Below are 23,356 nucleotides of genomic sequence, written 5' to 3' on the forward strand. Positions count from 1 at the left end.
TCTTCGCCATCGTGGATTCCGGAAGTCAAGCTTTGAAAAACGCTAGAAACACTAGCCCTGCTCATGGCCTCAACCGTCAGGAAGGCGCTATTGGCGCTCTAGGCTGCCTCGGTCCCAGTGCGCGAGGTTGGCGGCGGCGTTGTACGTGCTGTTGAGAAACTGTGCTAGCGTGGCGGCTGGATCTGGGCTTTGCCGCACGGCCTCATAAGGGAGCAGAAACTCACCTAGCTCCGTGCTATAATATGCAGCGGCGGGTGTCACGTGGGCTGCCGGCAGCTCTGTAGGGGCGGGGGCTGCATAGGCATAAAAAGCTGCTTCCTGCCCGTTGCCGCCGGGCCAGAAACCGTGGCTGATGACCTCATGCGAGTAGGCTTCGCGGGTAATGCTGTCGGCGCCGGCGCGGGGCGGAGCCGTACGGCCCGAAAAACGCGTGACGGCCAAATCGAAGCTGCCCCAGAAAAAATGCACCGGGCTGCACTTGCCCATAAACTGGCCCCGAAACTCCTCCATCACGGGAGCTACTAGGGTCAGGACGCGCCAAAACCGGTGGGCTGCTGCGGCATCGTAGGAGGCATGCTGCGTGTCCTCGAGAAACGGAATGGGATGCTCCAGCTCTACGGGCACAGGCCAAATGGTCATCTTAATGTCTAACTCCATCAGCAAGCGCATCACTTCCCGATAAAAATCGGCCACGGAGCGTGGCTCAAGCGCCAGCTGGCGTTCGGCCCCGTCGCTGCATTTGATGAGCAGCTGATGGTCCAGAAAGTCGAAGTCAATCTGAAAGGCGCGCTCCTCGTAGGGCATTGCCGAGGTAGTGAGCCCGCGAGCAGTAACGTAGAGCGGCACATTCCACCAATGATTTACAAGGGGCGTACAGGCCAGCCGCACTTTGCCGACTATTTGCGTCCAGAGGTGAAGGGTAGCTAACGTATCGGCCCATTCGGCAACAGGCAGCGCAGGCCAAGAGGAAGTAGGTGGCATATGCATCGTGCTAACTGGCAGAGATACGTAAACGAAAGCAACTCCTGTGTGCTAGGAAAACGCTTGGTGGCTCCTAGCAGTGCTTGATGGGTCGCCGGCTCACGCGAGGTTGAAGCGTTCTGCTAACCTAGGAAAACTACTGGTATCTACCTCTACCTCAGACGAGAAACTGTACAATTGCCCGATGTAGTTGGTGTAGGGTTTGACCGCCACGCTACCCTAGGAAAACGGGTAGAATGCCTGCTGCTGGTTAATACCTACGCAAAACAATCACTAGGCAGAAACCTAGCACAAAGCCCGGCACTGTGCCGGGCTTTGTGCTAGGTTTCTGCCTAGTACAATACTTAGGCTTCGACTAGTTGCGGCTGGTGTTGTGGGGCAGCTGGCGTGGTAGTTTCCGTGTGCCGGTCGCGGTAGGCGCGCTCGAAGATGAGCGGGAAAATAAAGAGCGTGAGCACGGTACCCGTGATGAGGCCCCCAATCACTACAATGGCAAGCGGCTTTGAGGTTTCGGAGCCGATGCCCGTGCTCAGGGCAGCCGGCAGCAGGCCAATAGTAGCCATTAGGGCCGTCATCACGACGGGGCGCACGCGGGTGGTCACGCCGTCGAAAATGCTGTCGTCGAGGCTCATCCTTCGGAGCAGATTCTGCTTAAAGACCGAGATAAGAATCACCCCGTTCTGAATGCAGATGCCAAACAGGGCAATGAACCCAATGCCTGCCGATATGGAGAAGTTGGTATGCGTAAGCAGGAGTGAGGCTATTCCGCCAATAATGGCAAATGGCACGTTCAACAACACCAGCCCAGCATCTTTGAGGTTGCTGAAAAGAATGAACAGAATAAAGAAAATCAGGCCCAGAGATATGGGCACTACCTGCATGAGGCGCTGAGTGGCGCGGCGCTGGTTTTCAAAGTCGCCGGTCCACTTCATTGAGTACGCTTTGGGCAAGCTCACCACCTCGTCTACCTTCTTTTGTGCTTCCTCAATGGTTGAGCCCATGTCTCGGCCCCGAATGCTGAACTTGACGGCGGCAAAGCGCTTGTTGTCGTCGCGGTAAATCAGCGAGGGGCCATTTACGGACAGAATATGTGAGATTTCCGCAATCGGAATCATTTTGCCAGCCAAGGTGGGCACCATCAAGCGGCTGATTTCGGCTGGGGTTTGGCGAAACTGTTCCTCGTACCGCACCCGCACCGGAAACTTCCGCTCGCCCTCGTAGAGCTGCGTGGCTTGCTTGCCGCCCACGGCCATTTCCAGCACCGCGTTGGCGTCGGTTTTGCTTACCCCGTAGCTGGCCATTAGCTGCTCATCTAGTTCCACGTGCAGTTCAGGCTGGCCCACGTTGCGCAGCAGCCCAAGGTCGTCGATACCGGGTATGTCCTTCAGTACGTTGTACACTTCCCGGGCCTTGCCTTCCATCACCTCCAGATCGGTGCCATAAATCTTGACGGCAATAGAGCCTTTTACCCCCGAAGCAGCCTCCTCCACGTTATCCATAATGGGTTGCGAAAAGTTGAACACTACCCCCGGAAAGCGCGCCAACTGTCCTTTCATGTTGGTGATGAGCTTCTCGCGGTAGGCAGCGTGCTTCATCTTATTCTGCACTGCCTTGGTGTGCTTGATCTGCACCAGAAACTCATTGTTGTAGAAGCCCGTGGGGTCAGTGCCATCATTGGGGCGTCCCGTTTGGCTAACCACGTCTGAAACCTCGGGGTAGGAAAGGAACACCCGGCGCATCTCGTTGCAAAGCTTGTTTGACTCATTGAGCCCAATGCTGAGCGGCAGCTGTGCCCGCACGTAAATGGAGCCCTCGTTCAGCTCCGGCAAGAACTCGGAACCCAGAAACTTGAACGCGCCCAGCCCCACCACAACTGCCACCGTGGCCAGCAGCAGGCTTATGGCTTTGTGCCCGTACGTGACGCGAAAGAAGCCTTGGGCTCCGCGGTTAATGCCCCGCACGAAAAAGTTGTCCTTTTCCCGCACATCCTTGTTCAGCAGAATGCTCGTGAGCACTGGTACTAGGGTCAGGGTGAAGATAAGTGCCCCGAGCAAGGCGAAACCCAGCGTCCAGGCCAGGGGCGAAAACATCTTGCCTTCCACCTTCTCAAAGGCAAAAATTGGCAACAGGGCCGTGATGATGATAGCCTTCGAGAAGAAGATAGCCTTGCCCATGTCGCGGCCGGTTTTCTTGATCAGGCCAAGCTTTGCTAGGTGGTTAAATCGCTGCATCCCTACCCGGTGGGCCTTATGGTCGAGGGCCACGAAAAGCCCTTCTACCATCACCACGGCCCCATCGATGATGATACCAAAGTCGATGGCGCCCATACTGAGCAGGTTGGCGCTCATGCCCTTCAGCCTTAGGCAGATAAAGGCAAAGAGCAGCGCCAGCGGAATAATCACCGATACAATCACGGTGGTGCGCCAATCGGCCATGAACAGGAACACAATCACCGTCACGAGCACAATGCCTTCGAGCAGGTTGTGAATCACCGTTTCCGTGGAGAAGTCGATGAGCTGCTGCCGGTCGTAGAAGGTTTTGATCTGCACGTCGCGGGGCAAAATCTTCTCGTTCAGCTCGCGCACCTTCGTCTGGAGGCTGGCAATAACTTCCGAGGGGTTTTCGCCCTTGCGCATCACCACAATGCCTTCCACCATGTCGTCATTCAGCCCGCGGCCCACTTTGCCCAAGCGCGGTAACGCCGACTCTCGCACTACGGCCACATTCTTAATCAGAATAGGGGCCCCGTTCACGTTTTTGATGACGGTGTTGTTGATATCGGAAATGTTGTTGAGCAGCCCAATGCCGCGCACCACGTAGTTCTGCTGGCCTTGGTTAATCACGTCGCCGCCCACATTGATGTTGGAGCGCTGAATGGCCTCGTACACATCCAGAGGAGTAATTGCGTAGGTATGCAGCTTGCTCGGGTCGACGCTGATTTCATAGCTTTTCACCTCGCCCCCAAAGCTGTTCACGTCGGCCACGCCGGGTACTGATTTCAGGTTGCGCTCAATTACCCAGTCCTGAATGGTCTTCAGCTCGCGCACCGATTTGGTTTTGCTTTCCAGCGTGTACCGATAAATCTCGCCGGTTGGGCCGTACGGCGGCTGCACCTCCGGGTCGATATTATCGGGCAGATCTACGCCAGCTAGTAAGTTGTTAACCTGCTGCCGAGCAAAGAAATCCTCCACGCCATCCTCAAAAATCACCTTCACCACCGATAAGCCGAAAAGTGAGGTAGAGCGTACGCTCGATTTCTTCTGGACTGGATTGAGCCCGATTTCAATGGGGGCCGTCACGAACTTCTCGATTTCCTCGGCGGAGCGCCCGGGCCACTGCGTGATGATGGTAATTTCGGTGTTCGTGACGTCCGGAAACGCCTCAATGGGCGTGTTGCGGTAGCTGATAACGCCGGCCACCACCGTCACTAGGGTCATCAGAAAGACGAACCCTCGATTTTTAAGCGAAAAGGCTATGATGCCTTCGATGAACTTGTTCATGACTAGGGGGTAAAGCGCTAATAATCAGATAAGCGGATGGAGCCTGCGCCGAAAATTTGGTGGCGAAAAGGCAAGGGTTTGGCTGTCAGCCCTGCCTAGGGCGACTTCTATGCACCAACCTGTTTGCTCCTGCTCTCTAAAGGATTAGTCGTTGAATTGCTGGTATAGCAGCAGCTGATTTTTGGCAATAATGGCGTCGCCTTCTCGCACGCCGGAGGCCACATAACTTACATCACCTACGGTTTTAGCCACTTTCACCTCGCGGGTTTCCACATGGCGGCGGTCTTTGTACACCATAATAAAATGGCGGTCTTTGTCGAAAATGACCGACTGGGCCGGTACGGCTAGCATCTTTTCATTTTCGATGTTGTACACCTTAATTTGGGCGTACATCTCGGGTTTTAGTAGGTAGCCCGGGTTGGGCAGGCGCACCCGCACGCGCATCACCTTGCTTTCGGGGTCCAGCACGTTAAATACCTTATCAATGCGGCCGGTGAAATGCTTGTCGGGGTAAGCCAGGGTCGTGACGTCGGCACTATAGCCGGTCTTCACCTTGGCAATATCCGACTCGAACACGTTGGCCATAATCCAGATGTCGTCGAGGTTGCTGACGGTGAACAGGTTGCCCACATTATCGGCGTTAAACTGCATGTGGTCCGAAACGTTCTTCTCGGTGATAAAACCCGAGATGGGCGCCCGCAACGTGTAGGTGCCATCAGATGAAACGCCATATATGCTGAGCTGTTTGCGGCTTTTGCCCGCGTTGCCCTGGGCTTTGCGCAGCTCCTGGCGGGCCAGGGTAACATCGCGCTCTGAGGCTAGGCCCGCCTGAAACTGATCTTCTAGCACCTGCAGGTTTTTGCGGGCAATGTCGAGGTCGGTGCCAGCGCTGCTGTTCTGGTTCTGCAGGTCGGCAATTTCCCCGCTTTTGATAACGGCCAGGACTTGGCCTTTCGTGACGTGGTCGCCGAGCTCTACGCTGAGTTGCTCCACCACGCCTCCTACCAACGGGTACACTTTCACGGTTCGGTCGCCATCAGTAGCAATCTGGCCTGAAAGCACCAACTCGTTGCGCACGGGCTGTACCCGCACGGTATCTAGCTGCAACTCCCGCAGCATCTGATCAGAAAGAATAAAGCTTGCTTCAGCTTTAGGGCTGGCATCAGTTTCTGGATTAGAGCAGCTTGCTAGGGTAAGGGCAAAAGCAACGGGCAGGTAGGGGAGAAGACGGCGGTTCATATGACGTAACAGCATGAGGGTTCAGAGAAAAATGGGGCTAGTCGACGCGAGTGAGCGAGGGGTAAAGCTGGATAAAGGGCAAGTCTTACTCGGCGCGAAACACCGGGCGGCCGATGGCCAGGTTTAGCTGCTCGAAGGCTCGCAGCCGGCTGGCCCGGAGGTTGTTGAGTTGCACCAAGTTGTTCTTGTAGCTCTCGTAGAAATCCAGATACTCGACAAGGCTCAGGTTGCGCTTGGCGTAGCTTTCATCAATGCCCTTCATGAGGCGGTCGAAGTCCGTTGTGTGGCCGTCGGCGCTTTGGGACAGTTGGTCGGTTTGGCGGGCTTGGCGCCAGGCTTCCTGCACCTCGTTCTGTACCATCAGCTGCTGTTGGGTAAGCTGGGCCTTGCTGATCTCAATCTGGTGTTGCGCCGTGCGGATGTTGCCTTGATTCCGGTTGAAAATAGGCACCGCAATACCCAGCGTTATCGCATTGTAGTTCTGGATATAGTTGCCGGCCCGGTCGTAGACGTATCCCACGGCCAAGTCAGGGGCTACTAGGGCGCGTTGTAGGCGTAGGTTCTGAGTCTGTTGTTGCACGGCTGCCTGCCGCGCTTTCACGTCGGCGCGAGTAACTTGGGCCGAGTCAATGAGTTGGCTTTCCGTACGCCCGGCCAGCGATAGGGCCTGCAGGCGTTTGGCATCGGCTAGGGGGTAGTAATAAGCCCCGGTGGTGTCGCGCAGCAGAATGCGCAAGTCGGCTTGCTGGCTGGCAATTTCATTGAGCAACGCCTGGCGCTCATTGCGCAGCTGAAACAGAAACGCCTGTAAGCGAATCACTTCCTTTAGGGCCACATTGCCTTTCGAATACTGGCCCTCGTAGAGGCTGATGGTGCGTTGGAAGCTAGCCACTTCCTGATTGTACACGCTTACGCTTTGCTGCTTATAGTACAGGTCGTAGAAGGTGCCCCGGAGCTGGAAGCGCAGGATGCGGAGCAAGTCTTCCAGAGTAAACTGCTCGACTAAGGTGTTCTGCTGCGCCACGCTAGTGGCGGCCTTGCGGCGGCCTGCAATTGAGAAAAGCTGCTGCACCTGCACAATGGTGTTACCAGAGCGCGATACGTCCAGCGTTTTGCCGGTGAACTGGTTATACGCGTTCTGCTCTATCGAAAAAGTGGGGTTGTCCCAGAGGCGGGCCTGCAAACTTTGGGCTTCCGCCGCCGATACGTTGTAGCGCTGGGCCAGCAAGCTGAGGTTGTTCTGCACAAAGCGCTGTTCTGCGCTGGCCAGGGTCAGGCGGAGGGTATCATTGCTGAGCGGGGCGCTGAAGGCAGAACGAGAGTAAAAGCTGAACAGTAAAGCTACTATCAGCAGAAAAGAGGAGCGTTGCATATCCGGTATTCGGTTTGGATATGCAAGAGTACGGGCCCCGTATTAGGGCAGAATTAGAGGTAGATTAGAAACGGATTAGAACCGAAAAACTTTTCCAAAAATGCGGTTCGGGGCGCATAACCGGCCAGTTTCAGTGGGTCAGACTTCTTCCTTGTGTCTGAGAAAGCGTCCGGGCCAGTTTCGGCTCTCAGGGTAGGTAGTGGAAATAAGATGTGACGAAAACACGAATTGCTCATGGCGTAGCTATAGTAGACAACGCACCGGAAAAGCCAGGTGCGGCACAAGTCTACGCCAGCGGTATTAGAGCCAGATTAGAACAACAGAAGTACGGGTAGCTTGCTCGAACTACAGGCCTAGGCTCGCCAGGGAAGTGGCTACCTGTTCGTGCGCCAGAGGGTTTGAGCTGCTACGGAACCTAGTCGCCGAACGTAACTTCAGCTAAAGTGCCTTCGTGCAGGCCGGAGGTGATAACCAACTCGCCGCCGTGCAGCTGCACAATGCGACGGGCTAGGGGCAACCCAACTCCGTGCCCTACCAAGTTGCGGGCGTTATCGGCCCGGAAAAACGGCTGATAAATGTACGGCAGGTCCTTGGGGCTAATACCAATGCCGTGGTCCTGAATCCGGATGCGGCGTTTCCCAGGCGTATAGTCGAGGCGTATTTCTACTGGCTCCTTGTCGGGGGAATATTTCAGGGCATTATCAAGCAAGTTGGTAAGTGCCCGGCAAAGAAGCTGGCGGTTGCCACGCACCTCAAGCTGTTCAGCCTGTTCCGGAAGGCTACCCAACACTACCTGAACCCGAAGGCGCTGCTCGGGCGCCATGGCTTCCCGAGCTTCCCACACCAGCTCATCAAGCCGGATAATATCGGTAGCGCCGCTAGTTGTCTGGGTTAAGTCGAGTAGGTTGTTGATAAGCAGCTTCATCTCCTGCAACTCAAGCAGCACGGAGCTGATTCCCTGTTGGTAATCTGCTGGCGTACGGTTGCGGTTCAGTAGTACCTGCAGCTCGCCGATACTAGCCGTAAGCGGGGTCCGAAGCTCATGCGAGGCGTTGCTGACAAAGGTGCGCTGCACCTCAAACCCATCTTCGAGGCGCTCTAGCATGCGGTTGAAGGTGCGGGCCAGGCGGGCTATTTCATCTTTTGGATTCCCTTGTTCGCTTACCCGCAGGTGCAAATCTTGGGTTGTAATTCGGTCTACTTGGTCATTTACGGCCGCAATGGGGGCTAAGACTTTGCCCGCAAACAAGCGTCCGGCTACATAAATGACCACCAAGCTGGCCGAGAAAATGCCGGCCAACACCATAACCAGATGCTGCAGCCGGGCCTTACCGGAAATATTCTGGGCCGCGGCTACAATAATAAACTTACCCTGGTTGTCATTGTAAAATATGCCCACCGCATGGCGAGGACCCAAATCAAAGTACACCTCCTTCTCTAGCAGAATCTGGGCTAAAATCTTATCAGGAACCCGAACATCCTGATTTTGCTCAATGAAGCGAGGCTGCAGCTTGGCGTCATAGATCTGGAGTATCTCGTCGGTAAGGGTGCGGAGGTAACGCTTCTGAAACGCCCGGAAGGCTTCGGTCCGCAGCTCGTCCTCTTCCAGAAAAACGTAGCCCGTCACCTCGGCCCGGTCTCGCAGGCGCTGCTGAAATTCGTCGCGGGTGTAGTCGGCGTGTAGGATATAGGTGAAGGTCATGGCCGCCAGCAGAATGACAGCCACCAACCCCAAGAATAGCCACGTCAGACGGTTACGAATAGTCATGCAGAAAATTTACTAGGTCGGAAAAGCAAGCGAAGGTGCACCTCGACCTACGATTCGCTCCGCAATACATAGCCCATGCCCACCACCGTATGAATTAGCTTTTGGCCAAAGCCCTTATCAACCTTGTTACGCAGGTAGTTCACGTACACGTCTACCACATTCGAGCCCGCATCAAACGATTCTTCCCACACATCGGCGGCCAGCTCGGCCCGGCTCAGCACGCGGCCGGGGTGGCGCAGCAGCAACTCTAGCAACCCAAACTCGCGGGCCGTAAGCTTGATGGTCTGACCAGCGCGGGTTACGGTTTTGGCTGCTGTATCAAGCGTAAGGTCTTGAAAAGAAAGCACTGAGCCTTTGGCCTGTTGCCCCCGCCGGCGAACTAGCGCCCGCACGCGGGCCACTAGCTCCGGAAAATCAAAAGGCTTCACGAGGTAATCATCTGCTCCATCCCCGAACCCAAGCAATTTATCTTGGGTGGTGCCCAGGGCCGTTAGCAGTAGCACCGGCGTTTGCTGGTCATGCTCCCGTAAGGCTTGCAACACCTCCCGCCCGCTGAAATAAGGCAGAATGACATCTAGAATCACTAGGTCGTAGGAGTGGGTGAGGGCTAACTGACGACCAAAGCGGCCATCGTAAGCTACCTCCAGCTCAAACCCTTCTTCTTCCAATCCGCGCCGAATGAAGGCCGATACTTTGGGCTCATCCTCAACAAGTAAAATCTTCATAGTGGCACGTGAGTCGCTCGAAGGTAGGTTGCGGCCTGCTAAGTCCCTAGGGCCGATGTGGTCCCGTCAGTTAGTCTTCGTCTTCGTAATCCAGCCCCAATAGTTGATTGAGGGCCTGTTGAATTTCGCTGGCGGCGTGCATCTGGCCGGCTTTTCGGGCCACACTCAGGCCTTTTCGGTAAACCTTTTCGGCTTCCTCAGGCTTTTCTAAGTGCTGCAGCATCTTGCCGGCGTGGTAATACGTACCCACGTACTCCGGATGCTCGTCCAGTAGCTTTTGGTAATACTCCATAGCCCGTAGAGGCTCCGTAGTGCGGTATTCCGTGGCCAGCGCGTAAATCGTAAACGGGTCAGTGGGGTCGTCTTGGTAGAAGGCTAAGAGTTGCTGTAAGCGGCTGGGCGTAGTTTCCATGGGGCAGTAGTTTTGAGTATCTTTGCCCCCAAATTTGGGACTTTCCCTGTCTTCTCCTCATATAAGTAGCCGTAGATGAAGTTTCTCGTTTGCATCAGCAACGTGCCTGACACGACCACAAAGATTACGTTCACACTTGATAACCAGCAATTTAATAAGGCTGGGGTGCAATTTGTAATCAATCCTTGGGATGAGTATGCACTCACTCGCGCCATTGAATTAAAGGAGTCGCAGGGTAGCGGCACCGTCACTGTGCTCAACGTTGGCGAGGCTGACACCGAGCCGAACATCCGGAAGGCCCTGGCCATTGGCGCCGATGATGCCATCCGCGTAAATGCTCATCCCAAAGATGCCTTCTTTGTGGCCCAGCAGATTGCTGCCATAGCCAAAGATGGTGGCTACGACGTGATTCTGATGGGTAAGGAAAGCATTGACTACAATGGCTTCCAGGTACATGGCATGGTAGGCGAGCTGCTCGGCATCCCGACGGTGGCGCCCGCCATGAAGCTGGACATGAGCGGCAATACCGCAACGCTCGAGCGTGAAATCGAAGGTGGTAAGGAAATCGTGGAAGTGAATACGCCCTTCGTGGCTAGCTGCCAGCAGCCTATGTGCGAGCCCCGCATCCCAAACATGCGCGGCATCATGACGGCCCGTACCAAGCCGCTGAAAGTAGTAGAGCCTACCGGCGACGCTGCCCGCACAGAAGTAGCCGCTTACGCGCTGCCCGCCCAGAAGCAGGGTGTAAAGCTCATCCCTGCGGAAAGCGCCGGCGACCTGATCCGTCTGCTCCGCAACGAAGCAAAAGTTATCTAATTAAACAGAATGAGCTGGAAGGTATGCGGTTAAAAAGCACCTGCTCTGAGCATACCTTCCAACTCACTACTCATAACTCCTCAGAAAATGTCTGTTCTAGTTGTTGTTGAATGTGATGGCGGCGAGGTAAAAAAATCCTCGCTGGAAGTAGCTTCTTACGGTAGCCAGGTAGCTCAGCTGCTCGGCACCACGGCTACCGCAGTAGCGGTGGGCGAAGCTACCGAAGCGAACCTGGCCCAGCTGGGCGAGCAGGGCATCACGAAAGTGCTATACGATGCGGAGCCTCGCCTCAAGGATTTTGTAAACGGAGCCTACACCAAGCTCATCGCTGCCGCCGCGCAGAAAGAAGATGCTAAGGTGCTGGTGTTGGCTAACTCCAACATTGGGGCAGCCGTTGGCTCGCGCCTTTCTATCCGGTTGCAGGCTAGCCTAGCTACAAATGTTGTAGAGTTGCCCAAAATGGACGGTAGCAGCTTCACGGTAAAGCGCGGCGCCTTCTCGGGCAAGGCCTTTGCCGATGTGAAACTCGACGGCGAGCGGAAAATCATTGCCGTAAAGAAAAACTCGATTGAGGCGCTGCACGAAGCTGGCAAAACCGCGCAAGTAGAGTCGTTCTCGGCTCAGCTAACGGATGCCGACTTTACCGATGCTCCCAAGCAGGTAATTATGCAGGACCAGGCCGGTGGCATTCTGTTGCCCGAAGCCGACAAGGTAGTATCAGGCGGCCGCGGTATGAAAGGCCCCGAGAACTGGCACCTGATTGAGGAACTGGCCAAAGCACTGGGTGCGGCCACGGCTTGCTCCAAGCCTGTATCCGACGTAGACTGGCGCCCTCACCACGAGCACGTAGGCCAGACCGGTATCACCGTTTCGCCGAACCTGTACATTGCCTGCGGTATTTCGGGCGCTATTCAGCACCTGGCCGGCGTAAACTCCTCGAAGGTAATTGTGGTCATCAATAAAGACCCCGAGGCCCCGTTCTTCAAAGCCGCAGATTATGGCATTGTAGGCGACGTGTTTGATGTGCTGCCCAAGCTCACGCAGGCAGTAAAAGAGTTAAGCTAGAGCCACTAAGTACTAGGGTCTCAGGAAAAAGGAACCGCCACCAAGCGAAGCCAAATATCCTGAGACCCTAAGTCTTTTTTAGCCGTATGCAGGTTGATACGCCGGGTTTAGTTTCTTTTGCATCCAGAATCTATTCTTGCGCTAGCCCATTTATCTGGTCTGGTTTCCAGTACCTACGTTTCTAAGCCCCTCATTTCCTTTGAAAAAGATACCGCTCGAAATTCTGGGCCTGTCGTCCAGCCAGTCGCAGTCGGGCTCATTTGCCCTTATTCTGGGTGAAAAGACCGGCAACCGACGCCTACCGATCATCATCGGTATGTTTGAGGCGCAGAGTATCGCCATCCAGATAGAGAAGATTAATCCGAACCGGCCGCTGACCCACGACCTGTTCAAGTCTTTTGCTGAGCAGGTGCACGTAGCCGTGCTGGAAGTACTGATTTCGGACCTGAAGGAAGGTGTGTTCTATTCCAAAATTGTGTGCTCCGACGGAGCCAGCACCTTTGAGCTTGACTCGCGCCCATCCGATGCCATTGCCATTGGCCTGCGTTTCGGAGTGCCGATTTTTACGGTAGAAAGCGTGCTGAGCGAAGCCGGCATCATCCTGTCGGACCTCGATGAGAATGCCGACGAGGACGATGACGACACCGACGAGGACGAAGACGAGGACAACGACCAGCCCTCGCCGAAGCCTTCGGAGCCCCGCGACCCTAGCGGCCAGGTTTCGTTGGATGAGCTGACGAAGATGCTGGCCCAGGCCCTGGAGCGTGAAGACTACGAGAAGGCCGCCAAAATCCGCGACGAACTCAACAAGCGCAACGACTAGCTTTGCGGTTAGTGCTTGCCCAGTGATTTACAAAACGACTTTCTGCCAGCTGGCAGAAAGTCGTTTTGCTTTTTCGGTGGCTCAGCTATTACCCAAGCTACTTATGCGGTTGTCCGTACCTTGCTGGCTCAACCTCCCGTTTGTATTTGCTGCACATGGATTCTACTACCCCCGCCGCTGACCTGAACCTGCGCTACCCCATCGGCCAGGCCGTACTGCCCGACGAACCCCTTGACCGCGGTGCCCGCACCGCCTATATGGCCCAGATAGCCACGCTACCTGACCAAGTGCGCGCTACCGTGGCCGGCCTGACGCCCGCTCAACTGGACACGCCGTATCGGCCGGGTGGGTGGTCAGTAAGGCAGGTACTGCATCACCTGCCTGATTCGCATATGAACAGCTACATCCGCTTTAAGCTGGCTCTTACCGAGGATAATCCCACCGTGCGGCCTTACGAGGAGCAGGCGTGGGCCGAGCTACCCGATACTGAGGCAACGCCAGTGGCCGTATCGTTGGCGCTCTTGGAGGCGCTGCACATCCGGTGGGTGAAGCTGCTGCGCAACCTAACCGATGCCCAATGGGCGCGCACATTCTACCATCCTGGCACGCAGCGTAAGTTCACCCTGGACCAAGCCCTAGTATTATACGCTTGGCACGGCCGGCACCACTTGGCGCACATCACGGAGCTTCGGCGTCGTGAGCAGTGGTAGAGCACAGTTCGAGCTCAACACAGCCCTAGTAAAAAGGCCCGTACTCAAGCTGAGTACGGGCCTTTTTACTAGGGCTGTTGCTGGAAGAAGCCTAAATATTTATGGCTTCGTCGGTGGTTGCGGCAGCCAAGCCACCTTCGGTTTCGTCGTCGACCTTTTTGGCGGCGCGCACTAGGCTGCTGCTGAAGATAAACTCCTTGAGCTCGGGTACCTGGGCATTCAGGATTTCGTCCTTGTTGCCGTCCCAGAGTTTTTGGCCTTTGTAGAGGAAAATGATATGGTCTCCGATTTCGATGACGGAGTTCATGTCGTGGGTTACTACCACCGTCGTGATGCCGTACTCGTGCGTGATTTCGTGAATCAGCTCGTCAATCTTGATGCTGGTGAGCGGGTCTAGGCCGGAGTTGGGTTCATCGCAGAACAGGTAGGTACAGTTGGGCGCAATAGCGCGGGCAATGCCTACCCGTTTTTTCATACCGCCCGAAATTTCAGAAGGCATTTTGGTACCTGCATTTTCCAGGCCCACGCGCTTCAGGCAAAATTCCACCCGGTCGCGGCGCTCTTCGCGGCTCATGTCGGGCGTGAGCATCTTGAGCGGAAACTCCACATTCTCATACACCGTCATCGAGTCGAACAGCGCCGAGCCCTGAAACAGCATGCCAATTTTGCGGCGGATATCCTGCCGGATGTTCACTTTATTGTTGGTAAAGGCTGTACCATCGAACGTGATGCTACCCAGGTCAGGCTTCATCAGGCCTACAATGCACTGGAGCAGCACCGATTTGCCCGTACCCGAGCCGCCGAGCAGCAAGTTGCATTTGCCAGTTTCGAAGGTGCACGTAATGCCCTTCAGCACCTGGTTACCGTCGAAAGCTTTCTGAACGTTATGAACTTCAATCATTTCTTATGGTCTTGGGGGTTCGGGAGCCTAGGACCGGAAAGTGAGGCAACTGTTCAAGCATGGCGCGAAAACCAGCTGCCAAGCACCAGAAACCCGAACAAATCAGAGAAGCAGTGCGGCCAGCACAAAGTCGGCCACCAGGATGGCAATAATGGAGTTGTTCACGGCTGTGGTGCTAGCGGCGCCAACTTCCAGGGCGCCACCCTGCGTGTAGTAGCCTTTAAACGACGAAATAGCCGAGACCAGGAAGGCAAATACCACCGACTTGATCAGGGCAAATACGATGTTGTAGGGAATAAAGTCGGTGCGAATACCTTCTACGTATTCCTGCGCCGAAACCGCGCCGGTGAGCGTGCCTGCCAAGTAGCCCCCGATGATAGACAAGGCCATTGCCAGAATTACCAGCAGTGGGAACATCAGCATAGAGGCTATAATACGCGGCAACACCAGATACGAGGCGGAGTTAATGCCCATGACTTCCAGCGCCGCTACCTGCTCTGTGATGCGCATAGTGCCGAGGCCGCCCGCAATGCTGGAGCCCACTTTGCCCGCCAGCACAATACTGGTTATAGTTGGGGCCAGCTCCAGAATTGTCATTTCGCGCACCATATAGCCGATGGTGCTTTTCGGAATGAGCGGGTTAGTTAGGTTATAAGCAATCTGAACGCAGGTTACGGCCCCAATAAAGGCCGATACGATGGCGACAATAAAAATGGAGTTGATGCCAATGACGATGCACTCATCAATGGTGCGGTTCCACAGCACTTTAAAACGCTCTTTCCGCGTGAGCATGCTCTGCAGGAAAAGCAGAAATTCACCGAAGGTTTTGACCATAAAAGCGAAAAAGAAAAGAAAAGCGGAAACTTGCGGTGGTAGGATACGCCGGGCATAGTGCCGAGCTGAACTCCTTACGTAAAAACCGATTCAGAAATCAAAGGAATGCAAAAAAATATCGTTGTAACGGGTGGCACCAAAGGAATTGGGCGCGCCCTGGTGTTACGCTTCCTGCAAGCCGGCCACCCCGTCATTACCTGTGCCCGCTCTGCTACAGATTTAGAGGAGTTGCAAGCCGCTGCTACCAAGCAAATTCCGGGTGCCGTGCTGCATACCCTGCCCACCGACTTAAGCCAGCGTGAAGACGCCGTCCGCTTTACGGAATTTGTGCGAAAGGTAGGAGAGGTAGCAGTGCTCATTAACAACACCGGCTCTTTTATTCCCGGCCGCTTGCAAGACGAGCCCCAGGATGGCTCTCAGCTGCGCCGCATGCTGGAAGTAAATCTGCTGAGTGCCTACGACGTGACCCAAGGCCTTCTGCCGGGCATGCTGGCCCAAAAATCGGGGCATATCTTCAACATCTGCTCTACGGCTAGCCTCACGGCGTATCCCAACGGTGGCTCGTATGGTATTGCCAAGCACGCGCTACTGGGCATGACGCGCAACCTGCGCGAAGAACTGAAAGATGCCGGCATTCGGGTGACGGCTGTGCTGCCGGGCGCTACGCTCACGGCCAGCTGGGAAGGGGTGGATCTGCCCGCGGAGCGATTTATTAAAGCCGAAGACGTAGCCGAAGCTATTTTTGGCACCTACAGCCTTTCGCCCCAGGCCGTGGTGGAAGAACTGCTGATTCGGCCCCAACTCGGTGACTTGTAACGCGCTGCAGGCCTAGTGGTGCATTACCTGTTCGGGAGCTGAGGGTTTGGCTACCTTAGTACCCTAGTAACTTAGGGCAGCGACGTGAGCTTTCCCTTACCCGTGATGCCCAGTTCTAGTAACGGTACGGCGCCGGCATAATACACCGTACCCGTGCCGGCGTGCGTGCCAGCTAGTAAGCGCGCCGGCCGAACGTACGCGTTGCCGCTGCTGTCGAAGTTGGTTTGCAGGTACACCTCCTGCAGCGGTAGCTCGGTGGCGTACAGGCTTCCGTTGCCGCCTAGGGTGTGGTGCAGCTCCGAAGCCGTGCCGCTTAGGTAGATGTCGCCGAGCTCGTACTGGCTCATGCCCAGGTAGGTACTGGCCAGGTTCAGGTGGTAGTCGCCGGAGCCTATGAGGTGGGCAAATAGGGTATCAGCGCGAAATGTGCCCACGGTACGAATATCGGCCTCGCCCCGCAGAAACATGCCCGATAGGCGAGGCGTGTGCAGCGTTACTTCCCGAGGTGTATTGTAGCGCCGAACCCAGTTGCAGCGACTGGTATTGCGGATGGTCAGGTAGCCGTCGGCTTCCTCCAGCCGGATATCTTCCTGCAAATTCTGGCCGGCCCGCACCTCGGCGTAGGTTTCTGTATCCTGCACCAGCAGTACCGTTACGTTGTCGTAGGTAGTCAGCGTGTGGAAGGGCTGCAGGGCACGGCGCTCGGCTCGAATGCTGCCGGTACTGGTGAAACAGCCTGCCTCATTTTCCTTCTGGCAGCCTGATAATATGAGGACGACTGCTACTCCTGCCGCAAGCCCACGTAAAAGCCGCCAGGGGGCGCTAACTTGCGGCCATAATTCAAACCAATACATTTACCTACAGCTATGGACCTAAGCGGCAAGGTAGCCATTATCACAGGCGTCAGCAAAGGCATTGGGCGCGCCACAGCCGAGGCCTTGCTGGCGCGCGGAGCCGTAGTGGCCGGTTGGGGACGCACCGCGCCCGAAGGACTGCAGCACGAGCGGTTTCAGTTTTTTGAGTGCGACATCCGCAACGAGGTAGCCGTTCAGGAGGCCTTTACCAATACCCAGCGCGAGCTAGGCCCGGAAATTCATGTATTGGTGAATAATGCCGGCATTGGCAACTTTGGCCCCATTGATGGCTTCTCTTCTGAAGAGTGGCACGCCATGTTTGATACCAATGTGCACGGCTTGTTTTACTGCACGAAAGCGGTGCTGCCACAAATGAAAAAGCAACGCGAAGGCCATATCATCAACGTGGCATCGTTGGCAGGTACAGCGGGCACAGCTAATCTGGCTGGCTATTGCGCCACCAAGTATGCAGTGCGCGGCTTTTCTGATGCGTTGTTCAAGGAAGTGCGGCCCGATGGTGTACGTGTAACTTGCCTGATGCCGGGCTCTGTGGAAACCAACTTTAATAACGCTACCCCCGGCCAAGAGCCCGACCCGCACAAAATGCAACCCGAAGATATTGCCGCCGCCATAGTGCACGCCCTGGAGGCGCCCCAAACGGTGATGATTTCCGAGCTGCAAATGCGGCCTACGCAGCCCAAATAGGAAAAAGTACTAGGCCTCCGGCCGGTTCAAACCCTAGTAGGGGCTAGTGCAATGTCGGTTCGCCGACTACGTTTACAGATGCGCCGCCAGGGCAACTCGCAATACACCTTATGGTAGAAGTTCAACACCTAACCAAAACCTTCGGCACCCAAGCCGCCGTCAACGATATCAGCTTCACGGTGGGTAAGGGCGAAATCCTGGGCTTTCTGGGGCCGAATGGGGCGGGTAAGTCCACGACGATGAAAATTGCCACCGGCTATCTGCCGCCCACTTTCGGGACGGTGGTAGTGGATGGCTTCGACGTGCAAACCCATCCGCTGGAAGTGCGGCGCCGGGTAGGCTACCTGCCGGAGCACAACCCCCTGTATCTGGATATGTATGTGCATGAGTACCTTGAATTCATTGGCTCGGTGCACGGCCTTTCAGGCGGCCAGTGCCGCCAGCGGGTAAAGCAGATGGTAGACCGCGTAGGGCTAGGGCGGGAGCAAAACAAGCAGATTGGGGCGCTTTCTAAGGGTTACCGTCAGCGCGTAGGGCTAGCGCAGGCCCTGATTCATGACCCCGGCGTACTAATTCTGGATGAGCCTACCACCGGCCTCGACCCCAACCAAATTGGCGAAATCCGCAATCTGATTCGGGAAGTAGGCCAGGATAAAACCGTTATTTTCTCTACTCATATTCTGCCCGAGGTAGCGGCGCTGTGCAGCCGCGCCGTCATCATCAACCGGGGGCAACTTGTGGCCGACTCGCCAGTGGCAGAATTAGGCGCCAAAGCTGCGGGCGAAACCATCATCCGGGCGGAGTTTGAGCAACCCATTGATCTAGTCCCACTGCGGGCGCTGCCAGGTATCAACCACGCTGAGCAGGAATCAGGCAACACCTACCGGATTCGGGCGGCGGCTGGCTCGGATCAGCGCGGGGCTATTTCCCGGCTGGCCTCGCAACAAGGCTGGGTGCTGCTTGGGTTGCGGCAGGAAGAGCAGTCCTTGGAGCAAGTGTTCCAATCGTTAACTAAATAAGCGGGGCTAGTCCTGCAACGCATTCTACCTAGCACATCCTTCGATGTACTCCATTCTTCGCAAAGAATTCAACTCCTTTCTTAACTCGCCGGTAGCGTACGTCGTCATCGGGGTGTTTCTGGTAGCAACCGGGCTGTTTGTATGGGTGTTTCCGGACAGCAGCGTGCTGGATTACGGCTTTGCTGATTTGCAGACGCTGTTCAATATGGCCCCCTGGATCTTTCTGTTCCTGATTCCGGCCCTGACCATGCGCACATTTGCCGAGGAGAAGAAGGCCGGTACCATTGAATTGCTGCTTACTCGTCCGCTAACCGATGGACAGATACTAGGAGGGAAGTACCTAGCATGCTTGCTGCTGGCCTTGTTAGCGCTGCTTCCCACGTTGCTCTACTACTACTCCGTCTATCAACTGGGTAACCCCCAGGGAAATATCGATTCGGCGGCTACGGTGGGTTCGTATTTAGGCCTTGTGTTGCTGGCGGCGGTGTTTTCGGCCATTGGTATTTTTGCCAGCGCCATCACCCGCGACCAAATCATTGCCTTTCTGGTGGCGGTAGTGGGGTGCTTTCTGGTATACTCTGGCTTCGATTCACTAGCCTCCGTGTTTGACGGAACCCCGGCCTACTACATTGGCCAGATGGGCATTGCGGCTCATTACCGCGACCTGAGCAAGGGCCTCATTGACTCCCGCGACCTACTGTATTTCCTGAGTTTGATTGCCGGCTTGCTGCTCGGAACCAAGCTAGTATTGCAAAGCCGTAACTGGTAGCCGCCCGAAAGACCATGTCTGAACAACTACCAACCCCAATACCCACTACCCGCAAACGCCGCGACCTCACGCGCTTTGGTTTGGCGCTGCTTGGCTTACTGTTGCTGAACTTCATCGGGAGTTTCTTCTTTTTTCGCCTCGATCTGACGGAGGAAAAACGCTATACCATGTCGCCGGCAACGGCTACGCTGCTTGAAAACCTTAAGCAACCCGTCACGGTGACGGTGTACCTGGATGGCGACTTCCCGCCGGCTTTCCGGCGGTTACAGCAGTCGGTGCGCGAAACTCTAAACGAAATGCAGGTGTACGGCGGCGCGAACCTGCACTACGTCTTCGTCGATCCATCGGCGGCTGGCACCGAAAAAGCGCGCAACGAATATTACGCCACTCTGCTCAAGAAAGGCTTGCGGCCTACTAACCTGGGAGCCAACGAAAACGGCAAGCGCGTTGAGAAGATCATTTTCCCATGGGCTACCGTGGCCGCAGGCGGCAAAGAACAGCAGGTGCTGCTGCTGCGCGGTAACCAAGCTGCGCCTTCTGATGTCCGACTCAACCAAAGCATAGAGGGGCTGGAATATGAGTTGGCTAGCGCTATCCGGAAGCTGAACCCTGGGCAACGCAAGCGCATTGGGGTGCTAGAAGGCCATGGCGAGCTCTCAAACGTGGAGGCCGGCGACCTAATTGGCTCTCTTCAGCAGTATTATGATGTGTTTCGGGTAAACCTGAATCAGGCCAAGCCCCAGGATTTACGCACCCTCAGCGCCATTATTGTGGCCAAGCCTGCCACGGCTTACACGGAGCCCGAAAAGTTTAAGCTAGATCAGTTTATCACGCAGGGTGGCAATGCGCTGTTTTTCGTGGATGCCATGCGCGTGAACCTCGACAGTGCCAACCGCGGCGGCATGTTGTCGTTTCCGCAGCAGCTAAACCTCGATGACCTGCTGTTTAAATACGGCGCGCGCATCAACCCCGACCTGATTCTGGATTTGAACTCCGGCGTCATTCCGTTGGTGACGGGTGCCCTCGGCGACAAGCCCAAAGTAGAGCCGATGCCGTGGCAGTTTTACCCGCTCATCAATAACTTCAGCCAGCACCCCATTACGCGCAACCTGGATGCGGTGTACACCAAGTTTGTGAGCAGCATTGATACCGTGAAGGCCGCCGGCATCCGCAAAACGCCTTTGCTGTTCACCTCACGCTACAGCCGGGTACTACCCTCACCAGTGCCCGTAAACCTCAACGACGCTCGGTTGGAGCCCAACCAAAGTTTGTACAAGCAGCAGTTCGTGCCGGTAGGCTACCTGTTGGAGGGGCAATTCAAATCGTTGTACGCTAACCGGGCGCAACCCGGAACCACTCAATTTCAGCCCGCCAACTCTCCGCAAGCCCGGCCAGCCAAAGTCCTTGTGCTATCCGACGGCGATTTTGTGCGCAGTGAGCTGGACCCTAAAACCGGCCGCCCGTTCCGCCTCGGCTTCGACCGCCTGGCCAACACCGAGTTTGCCAACCGTGAGCTGGTACTGAATGCTGTTGATTACATGCTAGATGAGTCGGGGCTGATTGTGGTGCGCGGTAAGCAGATTACACTGCGCCCCTTGGATAAGCTGCGCGCAGCAGAAGAGCGCCGTCGCTGGCAACTCCTGAACCTGGCGGCGCCGCTGGGGTTGCTAGCCGTGTTTGGCCTAGTGCGCGCTTGGCGCCGCAAGCGGCGGTATGCGTCGTTTTAGCGCCTAAGCAGGAAACCCAGGAGAAAAGCTGATTACAGCCGGATATCGTCTTCGTGAATAAAGGTAGCGAGCAGGGTGTGCAGTAAATCGTTGTCGGTTTCTGAGTAGGAAGCAAGAAACGAGCGGCTCTCGGGGTTCTGATAGCCCGGAAGGTGCCGAAATTCCTCGGGGCTGAAAGCTTTAAAGCCCATGGACCATTGCGAGAAGTTGCGCGCCTGAATCGGACCATCGGCCAGCTTTATCAGCCGGAAGTGGCGCGTGTCCTGCCGGATGCGCTCAAAGATGTAATCGACCTCTTCCTTCGGGCCCTCCAGTACCTGCATAATATCGCCGTGGCTATAGAGCAAGATGCCCGTCAGCTGATGATCCGTGTTCCAACGACGTGACTGCAACAGTAAATCTGCCAGGTCTTTTTCGGTCATAGGAGTCGTAGCCGAACTCTGGTAAACTACGTGATGGAGCAGGGGAAACGTCATGAGCAAGAACTGGCCTGAGGGAATGGAATGGCGAGGTAACTTTTTTGCTGAAATATTCCTATCTAGAAGCTTAAATAGGTGGGGTATGTATATTTTTTATTTCCTCAACTACGTCCCTGGCCAGAGCGGTGCTAGCCCTGGCACATGGCCGGAGAGTTTTGCAGGAGCCGTTTTCCCGCTGCCCGCCCATTTCTAAACCCGCCGCCGTTTCCTATCTTTGTCCTCTTCCAAAAAACGCCCCACCATCCCTACCTCTCTATGAAGTTCATCGTCTCGTCTTCCGCCCTGCTCAAGCAGCTCCAGAGCATCAATGGCGTGGTCACGAACAATCCTGTGGTGCCGATTCTGGAAAACTTCCTGTTCGAAATCGAGGAAGGTAAACTCACCATTACTGCCTCCGATCTGGAGACGAGCATGATGACCGAGCTACCCGTTGAAGCACGGGAAAGTGGCCGCATTGCTGCCCCGGCCCGCATCCTGCTCGACACGCTCAAGAACCTGCCCGATCAGCCCGTAACGTTCACGCTGGACGAGGAAACGTATACCATTGAAATTGCTAGCTCTAACGGCCGCTACAAGCTGGCCGGCGAGAATGCCACCGATTTTCCCCGCGTGCCGGTAGTGAAAGGCTCGTCGCCGGTAGAGATTCCGTCGTCGTCGCTTTCGCGGGCAATCAACAAAACCATCTTCGCGGTAAGCACCGACGAGCTGCGCCCCGCCATGACGGGCATTTTGGTGCAATTGGCCGATAGCCAGGTGACCTTCGTGGCTACCGATGGCCACCGCTTGCTGCGCTACCGCCGCTCTGATGTGGGTGCTGGCCAAACCGCCAACATTATCATTCCGCGCAAAGCATTTAACCTGCTGAAGGGCGCACTGCCCTCGGAGGCTACTACCGTGCGCATGGAGTTCAACAACTCCAATGCCTTCTTCAGCTTCAACCAGATGCGCCTTGTGTGCCGCCTGATTGATGAGCGCTATCCCGATTACGAAAACGTAATTCCGGTAAGCAACCCCAACCGCCTGATAATCAGCCGCCAGGAAATTCTGAACTCGGTGAAGCGCATTAGCATCTACTCCAACAAAACCACCCACCAGGTGCGCCTGCGCCTGGCCGGTTCGGAGCTGACCGTTTCGGCTGAAGACCTGGATTTCTCGAATGAAGCCAACGAAAAGCTGGCCTGCCAGTACGATGGCGAGGACATGGAAATTGGTTTCAACGCCAAATTCCTGACCGAAATGCTATCGAATATCGACTCGGAGGAAATTACGCTGGAGCTGAGCACGCCCAACCGCGCCGGCCTGCTCATGCCTACTACCCCCGACGACAACGAAAGCATCCTGATGCTAGTGATGCCCGTGATGCTGAACAACTACGTGTAAGCGTGGTTTCACTGACCTAACAAGTAGAACGTCATGCTGCCGCAAGCCCAGCATGACGTTCTTTTTTAATCTTTTGTAGCATGAAAAAATCCGAAATCCGCTTCAGCATTGCCCTGGACGATCAGAAAGTGCCAGAAGCTATCAGCTGGACTGCCACTGACGCGGGCCCCGATATTCACTTTGCCAAAGCCATCAATATTGCTCTCTGGGACCGGGATGAGCGTGGCACCATGAAAATTGACTTGTGGACCAAGGAAATGCCCGTGGATGAGATGAAGCGCTTTTATGTGGACACCATGGGTGCCATGGCCGAAAGCATCATCACGGCCACCAACGACTCCGTAATGGCTACCAAAATGCGCGACCTATGCCGCCAGCTTATGGACCATATCGAGGAAGAAGAGCGCAAGCAGCGCTAAGTACCTAGCCCCTCAAAAACGAAAAGCCCCATCAGGATACCT

At 55.6% G+C, this 23,356-nt stretch carries 22 protein-coding genes; 11 read left to right on the plus strand and 11 right to left on the minus strand.

Features of this window, described 5'->3' with window-relative positions; genetic code table 11:
- Window positions 1–87 precede the first annotated feature (87 nt).
- From ACYVGU_RS04535 to ACYVGU_RS04565, 7 genes are all read right to left on the minus strand, one after another.
- Window positions 88–981, minus strand: a complete 894-nt coding sequence (locus ACYVGU_RS04535) for a DUF5996 family protein (RefSeq protein WP_460621090.1) — start codon at window positions 979–981, stop codon at window positions 88–90.
- 344 nt (window positions 982–1,325) lie between these two features.
- Window positions 1,326–4,481 carry an efflux RND transporter permease subunit gene (locus ACYVGU_RS04540; RefSeq protein ID WP_460621091.1) on the minus strand — a complete coding sequence of 1,052 codons (3,156 nt, stop codon included), beginning with the start codon at window positions 4,479–4,481 and terminating at the stop codon, window positions 1,326–1,328.
- A 144-nt stretch (window positions 4,482–4,625) separates the two neighbouring features.
- Window positions 4,626–5,720, minus strand: a complete 1,095-nt coding sequence (locus ACYVGU_RS04545) for an efflux RND transporter periplasmic adaptor subunit (RefSeq protein WP_460621092.1) — start codon at window positions 5,718–5,720, stop codon at window positions 4,626–4,628.
- A gap of 85 nt (window positions 5,721–5,805) precedes the next feature.
- On the minus strand, window positions 5,806–7,092 hold the full coding sequence (locus ACYVGU_RS04550; protein WP_460621093.1) for a TolC family protein: 1,287 nt from the start codon (window positions 7,090–7,092) through the stop codon (window positions 5,806–5,808).
- Between the two features lie 415 nt (window positions 7,093–7,507).
- Window positions 7,508–8,860 carry a sensor histidine kinase gene (locus ACYVGU_RS04555; protein ID WP_460621094.1) on the minus strand — a complete coding sequence of 451 codons (1,353 nt, stop codon included), beginning with the start codon at window positions 8,858–8,860 and terminating at the stop codon, window positions 7,508–7,510.
- A 47-nt stretch (window positions 8,861–8,907) separates the two neighbouring features.
- Entirely contained in the window at window positions 8,908–9,585 is a 678-nt protein-coding gene (locus ACYVGU_RS04560) for a response regulator transcription factor (RefSeq protein ID WP_460621095.1), read from the minus strand.
- A gap of 70 nt (window positions 9,586–9,655) precedes the next feature.
- Window positions 9,656–9,997 (minus strand): tetratricopeptide repeat protein, encoded by a 342-nt coding sequence (locus ACYVGU_RS04565; protein ID WP_460621096.1) that lies wholly within the window; start codon window positions 9,995–9,997, stop codon window positions 9,656–9,658.
- A gap of 75 nt (window positions 9,998–10,072) precedes the next feature.
- Between ACYVGU_RS04565 and ACYVGU_RS04570 the strand changes: the two genes are divergently transcribed.
- From ACYVGU_RS04570 to ACYVGU_RS04585, 4 genes are all read left to right on the plus strand, one after another.
- The gene (locus tag ACYVGU_RS04570) at window positions 10,073–10,813 is read left to right on the plus strand and encodes an electron transfer flavoprotein subunit beta/FixA family protein (RefSeq protein WP_460621097.1); all 741 of its coding nucleotides are present in this window, start codon (window positions 10,073–10,075) and stop codon (window positions 10,811–10,813) included.
- A gap of 87 nt (window positions 10,814–10,900) precedes the next feature.
- Complete coding sequence (locus ACYVGU_RS04575; protein WP_460621098.1) at window positions 10,901–11,878, plus strand: electron transfer flavoprotein subunit alpha/FixB family protein; 978 nt, start codon at window positions 10,901–10,903, stop codon at window positions 11,876–11,878.
- 199 nt (window positions 11,879–12,077) lie between these two features.
- Window positions 12,078–12,701, plus strand: coding sequence for a bifunctional nuclease family protein (locus ACYVGU_RS04580; protein ID WP_460612242.1), 624 nt, complete (start codon window positions 12,078–12,080; stop codon window positions 12,699–12,701).
- A 155-nt stretch (window positions 12,702–12,856) separates the two neighbouring features.
- Window positions 12,857–13,411 carry a metal-dependent hydrolase gene (locus tag ACYVGU_RS04585; RefSeq protein WP_460621099.1) on the plus strand — a complete coding sequence of 185 codons (555 nt, stop codon included), beginning with the start codon at window positions 12,857–12,859 and terminating at the stop codon, window positions 13,409–13,411.
- Between the two features lie 91 nt (window positions 13,412–13,502).
- Here the strand turns inward: ACYVGU_RS04585 and ACYVGU_RS04590 are convergent, their stop codons facing one another.
- Both ACYVGU_RS04590 and ACYVGU_RS04595 read right to left on the minus strand, forming a co-directional pair.
- Entirely contained in the window at window positions 13,503–14,312 is an 810-nt protein-coding gene (locus tag ACYVGU_RS04590) for an ABC transporter ATP-binding protein (RefSeq protein WP_460612240.1), read from the minus strand.
- Window positions 14,313–14,414: 102 nt separating this feature from the next.
- Window positions 14,415–15,146, minus strand: a complete 732-nt coding sequence (locus tag ACYVGU_RS04595; RefSeq protein WP_460612239.1) for an MlaE family ABC transporter permease — start codon at window positions 15,144–15,146, stop codon at window positions 14,415–14,417.
- Between the two features lie 105 nt (window positions 15,147–15,251).
- On the opposite strand from ACYVGU_RS04595, the gene ACYVGU_RS04600 reads away from it, so the two are divergent.
- On the plus strand, window positions 15,252–15,962 hold the full coding sequence (locus ACYVGU_RS04600) for an SDR family oxidoreductase (protein WP_460621100.1): 711 nt from the start codon (window positions 15,252–15,254) through the stop codon (window positions 15,960–15,962).
- Window positions 15,963–16,033: 71 nt separating this feature from the next.
- Here ACYVGU_RS04600 and ACYVGU_RS04605 read toward each other — a convergent pair whose 3' ends face one another.
- A complete protein-coding gene (locus ACYVGU_RS04605) occupies window positions 16,034–16,816 on the minus strand; it encodes a head GIN domain-containing protein (protein WP_460621101.1) in 783 nt (260 codons plus the stop codon).
- 12 nt (window positions 16,817–16,828) lie between these two features.
- Between ACYVGU_RS04605 and ACYVGU_RS04610 the strand changes: the two genes are divergently transcribed.
- The 4 genes from ACYVGU_RS04610 (at window position 16,829) to gldG (ending at window position 21,036) form a co-directional block, all read left to right on the plus strand.
- Window positions 16,829–17,521 (plus strand): SDR family oxidoreductase, encoded by a 693-nt coding sequence (locus ACYVGU_RS04610; RefSeq protein ID WP_460621102.1) that lies wholly within the window; start codon window positions 16,829–16,831, stop codon window positions 17,519–17,521.
- Window positions 17,522–17,631: 110 nt separating this feature from the next.
- The gene (gene gldA / locus ACYVGU_RS04615; RefSeq protein WP_460621103.1) at window positions 17,632–18,540 is read left to right on the plus strand and encodes a gliding motility-associated ABC transporter ATP-binding protein; all 909 of its coding nucleotides are present in this window, start codon (window positions 17,632–17,634) and stop codon (window positions 18,538–18,540) included.
- A gap of 43 nt (window positions 18,541–18,583) precedes the next feature.
- Complete coding sequence (gldF, locus tag ACYVGU_RS04620) at window positions 18,584–19,309, plus strand: gliding motility-associated ABC transporter permease subunit GldF (RefSeq protein ID WP_460621104.1); 726 nt, start codon at window positions 18,584–18,586, stop codon at window positions 19,307–19,309.
- Window positions 19,310–19,323: 14 nt separating this feature from the next.
- Window positions 19,324–21,036 carry a motility-associated ABC transporter substrate-binding family protein gene (gene gldG / locus ACYVGU_RS04625; protein ID WP_460621105.1) on the plus strand — a complete coding sequence of 571 codons (1,713 nt, stop codon included), beginning with the start codon at window positions 19,324–19,326 and terminating at the stop codon, window positions 21,034–21,036.
- Between the two features lie 32 nt (window positions 21,037–21,068).
- Here the strand turns inward: gldG and ACYVGU_RS04630 are convergent, their stop codons facing one another.
- Window positions 21,069–21,512, minus strand: a complete 444-nt coding sequence (locus ACYVGU_RS04630; RefSeq protein ID WP_460612232.1) for a BLUF domain-containing protein — start codon at window positions 21,510–21,512, stop codon at window positions 21,069–21,071.
- A gap of 258 nt (window positions 21,513–21,770) precedes the next feature.
- On the opposite strand from ACYVGU_RS04630, the gene dnaN reads away from it, so the two are divergent.
- Together dnaN and gldC are read left to right on the plus strand one after the other, a co-directional pair.
- Window positions 21,771–22,895 carry a DNA polymerase III subunit beta gene (dnaN, locus tag ACYVGU_RS04635; RefSeq protein ID WP_460612231.1) on the plus strand — a complete coding sequence of 375 codons (1,125 nt, stop codon included), beginning with the start codon at window positions 21,771–21,773 and terminating at the stop codon, window positions 22,893–22,895.
- An 80-nt stretch (window positions 22,896–22,975) separates the two neighbouring features.
- Complete coding sequence (gene gldC, locus ACYVGU_RS04640) at window positions 22,976–23,314, plus strand: gliding motility protein GldC (protein WP_460612230.1); 339 nt, start codon at window positions 22,976–22,978, stop codon at window positions 23,312–23,314.
- Window positions 23,315–23,356 lie beyond the last annotated feature (42 nt).

Source organism: Hymenobacter tenuis (genome assembly GCF_054780495.1).